Below are 13,431 nucleotides of genomic sequence, written 5' to 3' on the forward strand. Positions count from 1 at the left end.
CCGTTCAGGTGAAGCCTGATAAGGAAGAGGATGAACAGTACGCATTCACTTTCGTTACAGCAAGCACGCCACATTCATCTCGCCGCGCAGGGCCTGCTGCGAGCTCCGGCAAAACGCGCTGTTTATCAGGATCTGATTAACTGCATTTCCCGCATGTCGCTGCTGCAAATCGATACCATTCATGTAGTGGCCCGCAGTCCTTATCTGGTGCTGTTCAGTCGCCTGGGGAACTATCCTCAGGCATGGCTGGAACAGGCTCTGGCCCAGGGCGAACTCTTTGAGTACTGGGCGCACGAAGCCTGCTTTATTCCCCGTGCCGATTACAGACTTCTTCGTCATCGCATGCTGTCGCCGGAACGTCTGGGCTGGAAATACAATGCGCAATGGGTCGCTGAGCACCAGCAGGCCATTGCCGGATTACTGCAGCAGATCAGAGACAATGGCCCGGTACGCGCCGCCGATTTTACCCACGCCGATAACCCGAAGTCAGGCTGGTGGGCATGGAAACCGCACAAACGTCATCTGGAAAATCTGTTCAGTGCCGGTGAGCTGATGGTCACCGAACGCCGTAATTTTCAGCGTGTCTACGATCTGCGCAGCCGCGTAATGCCCGACTGGCAGGATGCGATACATGGCATCAGTGAAGCGGAGGCAACCCGTCAGATGCTGATGAACAGCGCCCGCAGCTTAGGGGTTTTCCGCGCGGCCTGGCTGGCGGATTACTACCGCCTGAAGCGGGCACCCGTGAATGACTTTATCGCTGACGCCCAGGCTGCGAGCGATCTGGTCGCCGTCAATACAGAGGGACTGGGCGCAATGTGGCTGCATCGCGACTCTTTGCCGTTACTGGAGACGCCGCTGCAGGCGACGCACAGCGCGCTGCTGTCGCCGTTTGATCCGGTGGTCTGGGATCGCAAGCGCGCGCGGGAGCTGTTCAATTTTGACTATCGTATTGAATGCTATACCCCGGAGGAAAAACGCAAATTTGGCTACTTTGTTTTGCCCATCCTCCATCGTGGTCAGATAAAAGGGCGACTGGATGCCCGCATGCTGCGTCAGGCAAAACAGCTTGAGATTAAAAATATCTGGCTGGAGGAGAAGACCCGCGTTACGGCGCGATTTTTGGTGGATATCCGGCGTGCAATTGAAAGTTTTGCGGCGTGGCAGGGTGCTGAAAGCGTCGCTATCCTGCAGGCACCCGACGCGCTTAACGATCAGTGGCCAGCCCTGTGGACGCTGGATTAATCAATTTTGCGGCAGCCGCTGCGGGATGGCGTTTTACCCCATCCCGCACGAGCCGCGCTATGGTATGCTTGAATCCTTAAGCATTCGGTCCCTGATGGAGGACATATGGATCATCGTTTACTCGAAATCGTTGCCTGCCCGGTTTGCAATGGCAAACTCTACTTCAACAATGCTCAACAGGAGCTGATCTGCAAACCCGACGGCCTGGCCTTCCCGGTCAGGGACGGCATTCCGGTGCTGCTGGAAACCGAAGCCCGCACGCTGTCAGTTGAAGAGATTCATCCATGAGTTTCACCGCTATCATTCCTGCGCGTTATGCGTCAACCCGCTTACCTGGCAAGCCGCTGCTCGATATCCACGGTAAACCGATGGTCGTGCATGTAATGGAGCGGGCCCGTGAATCGGGTGCCAGCCGGGTCATTGTTGCCACCGATCATCCCGACGTGGCGCAGGCAGTAGAAGCGGCAGGCGGCGAAGTCTGCATGACGCGCGCCGATCACCAGTCTGGCACTGAGCGGCTGGCGGAAGTGATCGAAAAATATCAGTTTGCCGATGATGAAATCATCGTAAACGTGCAGGGCGACGAGCCGATGATTCCGGCTGAGATTGTGCGCCAGGTGGCGACCAATCTGGCGGGGTCGGCGGCCGGGATGGCGACGCTGGCGGTGCCGATCACCGATGTTGAAGAAGCCTTTAATCCGAATGCGGTGAAGGTCGTCATGGATGTGAATGGCTACGCGCTCTATTTTTCACGGGCGACCATCCCCTGGGATCGTGAACGGTACGCCGCATCGCGCGAGCAGATCGGTGATACGCTGCTGCGCCACATTGGCATCTACGCCTACCGTGCTGGTTTTATTCGCCGCTATGTCGCCTGGGCGCCTTGTCCTCTGGAACAGATTGAGCTGCTCGAGCAACTGCGGGTTTTATGGTACGGCGAAAAAATTCATGTCGCCGTCGCGAAAACCATTCCCAGTGTGGGTGTGGATACGCCAGACGATTTGCAACGCGTTCGTGATGCCATGCAGGCCTGACAAACGGGGAGCCTGTCTCCCCGTTTCAGCGCAACGTTCTTGATCCGCCGCTAAACTTATCTCCAACACTTCCTTCAGGATATTGTGATACTCATCTGAGGAGGATGCCGCATGGAACAGCTTAAATCGGAACTCACGCTGGCGCTGGGTGAAACCATCAGCCGCCTCGAAATGATCAGTGAACATCCACCCACCCGGCTCTATGCGTTATACGATCGGGACGGGCGCCCTATGCCGGTGGTGGCGAAATATTTTCGTCATCAGGGCCGGGCCGCGATGGAAGCCAGAAAGCTGGCGCTGCTGGGCCAGGCCGGTCTGATTGCAGTGCCGGCAGTCTATGGTCTGGTGATGAGCCAGCAGCCGCCGGTGCATGAAATGCTCCTGCTGGCGCGACTGAATGGCGTGACGGCGGAAGCGCCTGCGCGGGATGCTCAGCGCTGGCAACAGTTTTGCGAACAGGTGGTCGAGGGCGTGCTGGCCTGGCACCGGCTCGACAGCCATGGCCTGGTCGGTACAGTGGACAGCACGCAGCAGAACAGCTGGCCCGCCTGGTATGCACAACGGGTTGAGGTGCTATGGGCGACCCTGTGCTATCTGCGTCCGCCAGCCTTTACGCTGGAAGATCGCCAGATTCTGTTTCGCTGCCGGGCACGACTGGCGCATCTGTTTCGCGGCTTCGACGATCCCTGTGTGATGGTTCACGGCAACGTGCAGCTGCAGAGCATGCTGAAAGATAGCCGCAGTGACCAGTTAATCGCGATGACACAGCCTGGCACCATCCTCTGGGCACCCCGTGAATACGATCTTATCCATCTGGATACCTCGCCTGCCGAAACGGCGCTGCTGCACAATTACCTGCAACGGGCGCCAGTTTCAGAAGGTTTTGTCTGGCGTCGGTGGGTTTATCAACTGTGGGACTGCATTGATCATCTGGTACAGACCGGCACGTTTAATCGTGTGCGTTTTGACCATGCACGTGCGCAATTACTTCCCTGGCTCGGCTGAGTCCGATTCCTTGCCTTTCAGCTATTGCAATAGTGTGCCAAGTGTTTCGTAGACCGCACGTTCGCTGTGACTCAGCCAGATCGATGAGGGGATCGCCCGTTCCCATCCATTCAGCGGTGACGTAATCGCCAGCTGATTCGCGGGAGCGGCCATCGGCTTCAACCCGACCGCGTGGAAAAAGCGTATTGCCCGCGGCATATGATTCGCGGATGTGACCAGCAGAAACGGGCGATCGCCCACCACGGTTTTAACTGCCTGCGCTTCGTCTGCGGTGTCACGGGGCTGGTCGAGAATCTGAATATGTTCACGCGGAACGCCCAGACTCTCCGCCACCTGTGCCGCTACCCAGGCGCTACTCTTTGGATTGGTGCCACCCGCTGCGCCGGTAAAAATCAGCGTCGACTGCGGATTCCGCTGCCACTGACGAACGCCTTCTGCCACGCGCGGCAGACTGTTATTCAGCAGGTTCGAGCTGGGTGCCCACGCCGGGTTAAAGGTGTAGCCTCCACCCAGCACCACAATGTAGTCCACCTTCTCTGAGCCGTTCCAGGTCGGATAGCGGCTATCGAGTGGCAAAAGCAGACGATCAGCCAGCGGTTGCAGGCTCAGCAGCAGCAGTAACAGCCAGCTGACGGAGATCACGGTTTTGCCGCTTTTCTGCCAGCCAGTAAACCAAAGCAGTAAAATGCCAAGCGCCATCAGCAAAAGCAGAAACGGCAGGGGTAAAAGCAGCCCGCCGATAACTTTTTTAAGGGTAAATAACATCAAAAAAGAGTCCTGTTGTCCGAAAATAGAGCACCCGGAAGGGAAGATGGGGATGAAAGGTTCATTCTTCTGGTGCCTGTGACAAAATAGCACAAGTCTCACCGCAGCATACCGGAGCGCATGCCATGCAGGATCGTAACTTTGACGATCTCGCGGATAAATTTTCGCAAAATATTTACGGCACCACTAAAGGGAAGATACGCCAGGCCATCCTCTGGGATGAGCTGGAGAAGATAGTGCCCGATCTGTCACCGCACCCGCTGTCGGTGCTGGATGCTGGCGGCGGTGTCGGTCAGGTTTCCAGCGGGCTTGCTGCGCAGGGCCATCAGGTTCTGCTGTGCGACCTTTCCAGCGAGATGCTGCGCCGGGCCGCGGAAAATGCGGCGGCGCAGGGTGTGAGCCACAACATGCAATTCAGACAAATTAGCGCTCAGCAGGTGGGTGAACATTTGGATAAGCCGGTGGATCTGGTATTGTTCCACGCTGTGCTTGAGTGGGTCGCTGAACCAGAGACGGTACTGAAAGCGCTGTTCGATCTGCTGCGTCCGGGGGGCGTCATGTCGCTGATGTTTTACAATCTGCACGGCCTGACATTGCGCACCTTAACGCTGGGTAACTTTGGCTATCTGCGCACCAACCTGACCAAACGCAAAAAGCGAACGCTGTCGCCTGACTATCCGCGCGACCCCGAGCAGGTCTATCGCTGGCTGGAGGCGTGTGGCTTTGTGATTGAGCAGCGTGCCGGGATCCGGGTGTTCAGTGACTACATGAAGCCGCCGAAGGGCGAGCCAAAAAGCGACGACGAAATTATTGAGATGGAGCGGCGTTACTGCCGTCAGGAACCCTTTTTGAGCTTAGGGCGCTACATCCACGTGACCGCGCGTAAACCCGGGCAGAAGGACGAATTATGAGTGAATTTTCCCAGACGGTACCTGAACTGGTCTCCTGGGCGCGCAAAAATGACTTTTCCCTTGCGCTGCCAGTGGAACGTCTGGCCTTTTTGCTGGCTATCGCCACCCTCAACGGTGAGCGGATGGATGGCGAAATGAGCGAAGGCGATCTGATTGATGCTTTCCGTCACGTCAGTAAAGCTTTCGAACAAACCCATGAAACCGTGTTGGTTCGTGCCAACAACGCCATCAACGACATGGTGCGACAGCGCCTGCTCAACCGTTTTACCAGTGAACTCACGGAAGGCAATGCTATCTATCGCCTGACGCCGCTGGCGATCGGCATCACCGACTATTACATCCGCCAGCGTGAGTTCTCGACCCTGCGCCTGTCGATGCAGCTGTCGATTGTGGCCAATGAGCTTAAGCGGGCAGCCGATGCCGCGCAGGAAAACGGCGATGAGTTTCACTGGCACCGCAATGTTTTCGCGCCGCTGAAATATTCCGTGGCGGAGATCTTCGACAGCATCGATATGACCCAGCGTCTGATGGATGAACAGCAGCAGGCGGTTAAAAATGATATCGCCGAACTGCTGAACAAAGACTGGCGCGCGGCCATCTCCAGCTGTGAAATGCTGCTTTCTGAAACCTCAGGGACGCTGCGTGAACTGCAGGATACGCTGGAAGCCGCGGGCGACAAACTTCAGGAAAATCTGCTGCGCATTCAGGATGCCACGCTGGACAGTCCCGATCTGGGCTTCGTCGATAAGCTGGTGTTTGATCTGCAAAGCAAACTCGACCGTATTACCAGCTGGGGCCAGCAGGCGATTGACCTCTGGATCGGCTATGACCGCCACGTCCATAAATTTATTCGTACCGCCATCGACATGGATAAAAACCGCGTCTTTGCGCAGCGTTTGCGGGTCTCGGTGCAGAATTACTTCGACGCGCCCTGGGCGCTGACCCATGCCAACGCCGACCGCCTGTATGACATGCGTGATGAGGCGCTGACGCTGCGTAACGACGAAGTGATGGGCGAACTGCCGCCGGAGATGGAGTACGAAGAGATCAACGAAATCCGCGAACAGCTGGCAGCGATGATTGAAGAAGCGCTGCAGGTCTACAAATCGCAACAAAAACCGCTCAACCTCGCGTCAGTGATGCGCGACTACCTGGCCCAGTATCCCCGAGCCCGCCATTTCGATCTGGCGCGTATTGTGGTGGATCAGGCGGTGCGCCTTGGCGTAGCGGAAGCTGATTTAGCCGGTTTGCCTGTGGAATGGCAAGCCATCAATGATTACGGAGCCAAGGTGCAGGCACATGTCATCGACAAATATTGAACAAGTGATGCCAGTTAAGCTGGCACAGGCACTGGCCAACCCGATTTTTCCCGCGCTGGACAGCCAGTTACGCGCCGGACGCCATATCGGTATCGAAGAGCTGGATAATCACGCTTTTCTGATGGACTACCAGTCGTTTCTCGAAGAGTTTTACAGCCGCTATAACGTTGAGTTAATCCGTGCGCCGGAGGGCTTTTTCTATCTGCGTCCGCGTTCAACCACGCTGATTCCGCGTTCCGTGCTCTCTGAGCTGGACATGATGGTCGGGAAAATTCTCTGCTATCTCTATCTCAGCCCGGAACGACTGGCCAATGAAGGAATCTTCACCCAGCAGGAGCTTTACGACGAACTGCTCTCTCTGGCCGATGAGAACCGCCTGCTGAAGCTGGTCAACCAGCGTTCAACCGGTTCGGATCTGGATCGCACCAAACTGCAGGAGAAAGTGCGCGCCTCTCTGAGCCGCCTGCGCCGTCTTGGCATGGTGTGGTTTTTCGGCAACGACAGCAGCAAGTTCCGCATCACGGAATCGGTGTTCCGCTTTGGTGCCGACGTGCGCGGCGGTGATGATGCCCGTGAAGCGCAGCTTCGTCTGATTCGTGATGGCGAAGCCATGCTACTGGAAAACGCGACAGCACCGGTCGACACCGATGAAGGTGAAGGGCAGGAAGGTGACGCGAGTGAGAACGCAGAGGAAGAACAGGCATGATTGAGCGCGGAAAGTTTCGTTCGCTTACGCTGATCAACTGGAACGGCTTTTTTGCCCGTACCTTTGATCTCGATGAATTAGTGACCACGCTGTCAGGCGGTAACGGTGCGGGTAAGTCCACCACGATGGCGGCATTTGTCACCGCGCTGATCCCCGATTTAACGTTGCTGCACTTCCGTAACACCACCGAAGCGGGCGCGACTTCAGGATCCCGTGACAAGGGTCTGCACGGTAAACTGCGGGCCGGCGTCTGCTACTCCATGCTCGATGTGGTGAACTCACGCCATCAGCGTGTCGTGGTCGGTGTCCGTCTGCAACAGGTCGCCGGACGTGATAAAAAGGTCGATATCAAGCCATTCAGTATCCATGGCCTGCCCACCGACACCAACCCAACCGATATGCTGACGGAAGTGCTCAACAGCCGTCAGGCACGCGTATTACCGCTGAACGAAGTCAAAGAGCGGGTTGAGGCGCAGGAAGGGGTACAATTCCGCGCCTATAACTCAGTCACCGATTATCACGCCATGCTGTTTGATCTTGGCGTGGTGCCGCGTCGTCTGCGCTCTGCCAGCGATCGCAGCAAGTTTTATCGTCTGATTGAAGCCTCGCTGTATGGCGGTATCTCCAGCGCCATCACCCGATCGCTGCGTGATTACCTGCTGCCAGAAAACAGTGGCGTGCGCAAAGCATTCCAGGATATGGAGGCCGCGCTGCGCGAGAACCGCATGACGCTGGAGGCGATCCGCGTTACCCAGTCTGACCGCGATCTCTTCAAGCATCTGATCTCCGAGGCGACCAGCTACGTTTCGGCTGACTATATGCGCCACGCCAACGAGCGTCGGGGACACCTCGACAGCGCGTTACAGCTGCGCAATGAGTTATTCAGCAGCCGTAAGCAGCTCGCCACCGAGCAGTATCGTCATGTTGAGATGGCGCGCGAACTGGCCGAGCACAGTGGTGCAGAAAACGATCTTGAAGTCGATTATCAGGCCGCCAGCGATCACCTGAACCTGGTACAGACGGCGATGCGTCAGCAGGAGAAGATTGAGCGCTACGATGCGGATATCGAAGATCTGACGCTGCGGCTGGAAGAGCAGACCGAAGTGGTCGCAGAAGCGCGTGAAATTCAGGAAGAGAATGAAGCGCGGGCCGAAGCGGCTGAACTTGAAGTGGATGAGCTGAAAAGCCAGCTGGCCGACTTCCAGCAGGCGCTCGACGTGCAGCAAACCCGCGCCATCCAGTATCAGCAGGCATTGCAGGCGCTGGAACGCGCCCGCACGCTCTGCCAGCTGCCCGATCTGAGCATTGACAATGCGGCTGAATGGCAGGAAAGCTTCCAGGCCAAAGAGGAAGAGGCGACAGAACGGTTGCTGCGCCTGGAGCAGAAGCTGAGCGTAGCGGAAGCGGCGCACAGTCAGTTTGAACAGGCGCTGGCGCTGGTCACCAGCATTGCCGGTGACGTGACCCGTCAGGACGCCTGGCAAACCGGCCGCGAACTGCTGCGTGATGCCAGCAACCAGCGTCATCACGCCGAACAGCTCTCTTCTCTGCGTCTGCGCCTTAATGAGCTGGAACAGCGTCTGCGCGAACAGCATGAGGCGGAGCGTCTGCTGGCGGAATTCTGCAAGCGTCAGGGGCAGCATTATGAAGCGGATGCGCTGGCAGGCCTGCAGCAGGAGCTTGAAGCGCAGATTGAACAGCTGAACAGCAGCGTCTCCGACGCCGGTGAGCAGCGCATGATGATGCGCCAGGAGCTGGAGCAGCTGCGTGAACGCATCACCAGCCTGACCGCCCGTGCGCCACACTGGCTGGCGGCGCAGGAGATCCTGACCCAGCTTAGCGAACAGACCGGCCAGGCGCTGAACAGCAGCCAGGACGTGACCGAATATATGCAGCAGCTGCTGGAGCGTGAGCGTGAAACCACCGTCGAGCGCGACGAAGTGGCGGCGCGTAAACGTGATATCGAGCAGCAGATTGAACGGCTCAGCCAGCCGGGCGGTGCCGAAGATGCGCGCCTGACCCAGCTTGCCGAACGGTTTGGCGGCGTGTTGCTGTCAGAGATTTACGATGATGTGACGCTGGATGATGCGCCTTACTTCTCGGCGCTCTACGGTCCGTCACGTCATGCGATTGTGGTGCCGGATCTCTCCCGCGTTCGTGAGTTGCTGGATGGTCTGGAAGAGTGTCCGGAAGATCTCTACCTGATCGAGGGTGATCCGCAGTCGTTCGATGACAGCGTCTTCAGCGTCGATGAACTGCAGAATGCGGTGGTGGTGAAGGTGGCAGAGCGTCAGTGGCGCTACTCCCGCTTCCCGAAAATACCGCTGTTTGGCCGCGCGGCGCGTGAGAATCAGCTGGAGCTGCTGCACCTTGAGCGCGACAAGCTGGCAGAACGCTACGCCACGCTGTCGTTCGACGTGCAGAAAACGCAGCGTCTGCATCAGTCGTTCAGCCGCTTCATCGGCAGTCATCTGGCTGTCGCCTTTGACGCCGATCCGGAAGCGCAGATCCGTCAGCTCGGTGCACGCCGGGGTGAGCTGGAACGCGCGCTGAATCAGCATGAGAGCAACAATCAGCAGCAGCGTCAGCAGTATGAGCTGGCCAAAGAGGGCGTATCACAGTTAAACCGGCTGCTGCCACGTATCAATCTGCTGCTGGACGACACGCTGGGCGATCGCTGTGAAGAGATCCGCGAGCAGGTCGATGCTGCACAGGAAGCGGCGCGCTTCCTGCATCAGCATGGCGCTAAGCTGGCGAAACTGGAACCGATTATCGCCGTGTTGCAGAGCGATCCGGAACAGCATGAGCAGTTACAGGCGGATTATCAGCAGGCGCAGCAGCAGCAGCGCAACGCGCGTCAGCAGGCCTTTGCCCTGACAGAGGTGGTGCAGCGTCGCGCCCACTTCAGCTACGACGACTCGGCCAGCATGCTCAATGGCAACAGCGACCTCAGCGATAAGCTGCGCCAGCGTCTGGAACAGGCTGAGGGCGAACGCAGTCGCAGTCGTGATCGCCTGCGTGAACATCAGGCGCAGCTGACGCAATACTCCCAGGTGCTGGCCTCGCTGAAAAGCGCCTATGACGCCAAACGCGACATGCTGAAAGAGCTGCAGCAGGAGATGCAGGATATTGGCGTCCAGGCTGACAGCAGCGCGGAAGAACGCGCGCGTGTTCGCCGTGACGAACTCTACACGGCACTGAGCCACAATCGCGCCCGCCGCAATCAGCTGGAGAAACAGCTCACCTTCTGCGAAGCGGAGATGGATAACCTGCAGAAGCGACTGCGTCAGCTGGAGCGTCAGTATCATCAGGTGCGCGAACAGGTGGTCAGCGCCAAAGCGGGCTGGTGTACCGTATTGCGTCTGGTAAAAGAGAATGGCGTTGAGCGTCGTCTGCATCGCCGTGAACTGGCCTACCTGAGCGGCGATGAGCTGCGCTCTATGTCGGATAAAGCGCTGGGTGCGCTGCGTCTGGCGGTGGCGGACAACGAACATCTGCGTGACGTGCTGCGACTGTCGGAAGATCCAAAACGTCCGGAACGTAAAATTCAGTTCTTTATTGCGGTTTATCAGCATCTGCGCGAGCGTATTCGTCAGGATATTATTCGTACTGACGATCCGGTCGAAGCGATTGAGCAGATGGAAATCGAACTGAACCGTCTGACGGAAGAGCTGACGGCGCGTGAGCAGATGCTGGCAATCAGTTCGCGCAGTGCGGCCAACATCATCCGTAAAACGATCCAACGTGAACAGAACCGCATCCGCCAGCTCAACCAGGGTCTGCAGACCGTCAGCTTTGGTCAGGTACGCAGCGTGCGGCTCAACGTGAACGTGCGTGAAACCCACGCTATGCTGCTGGATACGCTGTCGGAAGAGCACGAGCAGCATCAGGATCTCTTTAACAGCAATCGCCTGACCTTCTCGGAGGCGCTGGCGAAGCTCTATCAGCGTCTTAATCCGCACATCGATATGGGGCAGCGTACGCCGCAGACCATCGGTGAGGAGCTGCTGGACTACCGCAACTATCTGGAGATGGAAGTGGAAGTCAACCGCGGTTCCGATGGCTGGCTGCGCGCAGAGAGCGGGGCGCTCTCAACCGGTGAAGCGATCGGTACCGGTATGTCCATTCTGGTGATGGTAGTGCAGAGCTGGGAAGAAGAGTCTCGTCGTCTGCGCGGCAAAGATATTTCGCCATGCCGACTGCTGTTCCTTGATGAAGCGGCCCGTCTGGATGCCCGCTCCATCGCCACGCTGTTCGAACTGTGTGAGCGACTGGAGATGCAGCTGGTGATTGCAGCACCGGAGAATATCAGTCCGGAAAAAGGCACGACCTACAAACTGGTGCGTAAGGTGTTTAATAACACCGAACATGTGCATGTGGTCGGTCTGCGTGGTTTTGCTGCCGATCCTTCGCCGGTGCGGGCGGGAAGCGACGCAGATGCGCTGCCCGATTTAACCGCTGAAAATTCGCAGGCGGAAACGTAGTCAAAAACTGAACCATTCGTTAATCTGGTTACGGCATTTGTCGCATGAGGCAAATGCCGTTTTTGTTTGTATACTCACATGATGAGTCACAGCGCGGTCGCAGTGGATACAGGGAACACTGCGAAGTTGAAAAACAAGGGGGCAGGGATGTTGCTGGTAAAAAAATTAAATCATCATCGCGTTCTATCATTGTTAGCGCTGGCGCTAACCGTTGTTCCATTTACGCTACCGCAGGCCGCTGTCATCGCCGCTTTGCCCGGGACAATGCAGGCGGTCACCTCCGTCTCCGAAAGTCAGCAACGCATCCGGCAGGCGTTTTCCAGCGCCGATCAGCCGTTTTATCTGGCACCGCTGGCGACGCTCTATGCATCCCGCCATATGCAACCGCTCTGGCAGGATCCCCAGGCGGTGCAAAAATTTCAGCAGCAGCTGGCTGAAGTGGCACTTTCCGGGGTTCAGCCTCAGTTCACGCGCTGGATTGAGCGTCTGACTAACCCGGCGATCACCGGCTTTGCCCGGGATGTCGCGCTGTCCGATGCGATGCTGGGCTATCTGCAATTTGTTTCGAATGTGCCGACGCAGGGTGAAATCTGGCTTTACAGCAATGTTCCCTACCGGCTGACGCAGCCGTCGGTGGCGGTCGTGAATCAGTGGCAGAATGCGGTCAATGCAGGATCGGGCAACACGTTTATTGCGTCACTGCAGCCGCAGCACCCGCAGTATCAGCCGATGCACGCCGCGCTGAAAACCCTGCTAGGCGATAAGCAGCCCTGGCCGCAGCTGAAAAGCAGTGAAACGCTGCGTCCGGGACAGGTCAGTGACGATGTGCCGGCGCTGCGTGAAATCCTGCAGCGCAGCGGCATGTTAACGTCGCAGGTTAATGCGCCTGCACCGGATGAGGATGCGGTGCCGGTGGCCGCCTCACCAGTGACCCACAGCGACCAGCCGGTTGCGGTCAGCCCTTCTGCCGCGCCAGTCACCGATCTGTCTGCGCCTTCACTGCAATCGCCGGGTAACGTTCAGAGTCAGACGCTGGAAGGGAACACCGCCAATGTCTATGACGAGACGCTGGTGGCGGGTGTGAAGCGTTTCCAGCAGTGGCAGGGACTGGATGGCGACGGTGCTATCGGGGCCAGAACGCGGCAGTGGCTTAACGTCTCTCCGCAGATGCGCGCTTCATTGCTGGCGCTGAACATTCAGCGACTACGCCTGCTGCCGGACGATATGCACAATGGCATCATGGTGAACATCGCCAACTACTCGCTGATTTATTACAACAACGGCAACAAGATCCTCTCATCCAGGGTCATCGTCGGGCGTCCCGATCGCAAAACACCGTTGATGCGCAGCGCACTGAATAATGTGGTGCTGAATCCGCCGTGGAATGTGCCGACGACGCTGGTGCGTAAAGATATCATTCCGAAAGTGAAGCAGGATCCAACCTATCTCTATAAGCACGGTTATACCCTGCTGTCGGGCTGGAGCGCTGATGCTGAAGTGATCGATCCCAGCATGATCGACTGGCGCATGGTCACCGCTTCATCGTTCCCCTATCGGTTGATTCAGGCACCGGGTGTGGCGAATGCGCTGGGCCGCTATAAATTTAATATGCCCAGCTCAGATGCGATCTATCTGCACGACACGCCGAACCATAACCTGTTCCAGCGTGATATCCGCGCGCTCAGCTCAGGCTGCGTCCGGGTAAATAAAGCGTCCGAACTGGCAGGTTTATTACTGCAGGATGCTGGCTGGAACGATGCCCGCATCTCCAGCACGTTAAAAGAGGGTGACACCCGATACGTGCCCATTCGCCATCGCATCCCGGTCAATCTCTATTATCTGACGGCGTGGGTCGCTGATGATGGCAAACCACAGTTCCGCACAGATATTTACAATTATGATGACACCGCCCGTTCGGGCAGTCAGGCACTGAGTCGGGCTGAGCAACTGCTGCTCTAGTGA

General features: G+C 57.5%; 10 protein-coding genes. 9 read left to right on the forward strand and 1 reads right to left on the reverse strand.

What is annotated here, in order from left to right:
• Window positions 1-30: 30 nt before the first annotated feature.
• The 4 genes from AC0T7J_RS09065 (at window position 31) to AC0T7J_RS09080 (ending at window position 3,284) form a co-directional block, all read left to right on the forward strand.
• Window positions 31-1,245, forward strand: coding sequence for a winged helix-turn-helix domain-containing protein (locus AC0T7J_RS09065; RefSeq protein ID WP_473793592.1), 1,215 nt, complete (start codon window positions 31-33; stop codon window positions 1,243-1,245).
• 105 nt (window positions 1,246-1,350) lie between these two features.
• Window positions 1,351-1,533, forward strand: a complete 183-nt coding sequence (locus AC0T7J_RS09070) for a Trm112 family protein (RefSeq protein WP_003849374.1) — start codon at window positions 1,351-1,353, stop codon at window positions 1,531-1,533.
• Window positions 1,530-2,279 (forward strand): 3-deoxy-manno-octulosonate cytidylyltransferase, encoded by a 750-nt coding sequence (kdsB, locus tag AC0T7J_RS09075; RefSeq protein ID WP_010254955.1) that lies wholly within the window; start codon window positions 1,530-1,532, stop codon window positions 2,277-2,279. The genes AC0T7J_RS09070 and kdsB overlap by 4 nt, the downstream gene beginning before the upstream one ends.
• 111 nt (window positions 2,280-2,390) lie before the next feature.
• Window positions 2,391-3,284, forward strand: a complete 894-nt coding sequence (locus AC0T7J_RS09080; protein WP_473793594.1) for a fructosamine kinase family protein — start codon at window positions 2,391-2,393, stop codon at window positions 3,282-3,284.
• 21 nt (window positions 3,285-3,305) lie between these two features.
• Here the strand turns inward: AC0T7J_RS09080 and elyC are convergent, their stop codons facing one another.
• The gene (gene elyC, locus AC0T7J_RS09085) at window positions 3,306-4,049 is read right to left on the reverse strand and encodes an envelope biogenesis factor ElyC (RefSeq protein ID WP_473793971.1); all 744 of its coding nucleotides are present in this window, start codon (window positions 4,047-4,049) and stop codon (window positions 3,306-3,308) included.
• A 125-nt stretch (window positions 4,050-4,174) separates the two neighbouring features.
• On the opposite strand from elyC, the gene cmoM reads away from it, so the two are divergent.
• From cmoM to ldtD, 5 genes are all read left to right on the forward strand, one after another.
• The gene (gene cmoM / locus AC0T7J_RS09090; protein ID WP_473793596.1) at window positions 4,175-4,960 is read left to right on the forward strand and encodes a tRNA uridine 5-oxyacetic acid(34) methyltransferase CmoM; all 786 of its coding nucleotides are present in this window, start codon (window positions 4,175-4,177) and stop codon (window positions 4,958-4,960) included.
• On the forward strand, window positions 4,957-6,279 hold the full coding sequence (mukF, locus tag AC0T7J_RS09095; RefSeq protein WP_473793598.1) for a chromosome partition protein MukF: 1,323 nt from the start codon (window positions 4,957-4,959) through the stop codon (window positions 6,277-6,279). Before cmoM ends, mukF begins: the two co-directional genes overlap by 4 nt.
• On the forward strand, window positions 6,260-6,985 hold the full coding sequence (mukE, locus tag AC0T7J_RS09100; RefSeq protein WP_022625940.1) for a chromosome partition protein MukE: 726 nt from the start codon (window positions 6,260-6,262) through the stop codon (window positions 6,983-6,985). The genes mukF and mukE overlap by 20 nt, the downstream gene beginning before the upstream one ends.
• Window positions 6,982-11,469: a chromosome partition protein MukB gene (gene mukB / locus AC0T7J_RS09105; protein WP_473793600.1), complete on the forward strand. Its 4,488-nt coding sequence runs from the start codon at window positions 6,982-6,984 to the stop codon at window positions 11,467-11,469. Before mukE ends, mukB begins: the two co-directional genes overlap by 4 nt.
• A 147-nt stretch (window positions 11,470-11,616) precedes the next feature.
• Entirely contained in the window at window positions 11,617-13,428 is a 1,812-nt protein-coding gene (gene ldtD, locus AC0T7J_RS09110) for a L,D-transpeptidase (RefSeq protein WP_473793602.1), read from the forward strand.
• Window positions 13,429-13,431 lie beyond the last annotated feature (3 nt).

It is taken from the genome of Pantoea sp. E956-1 (genome assembly GCF_982223955.1).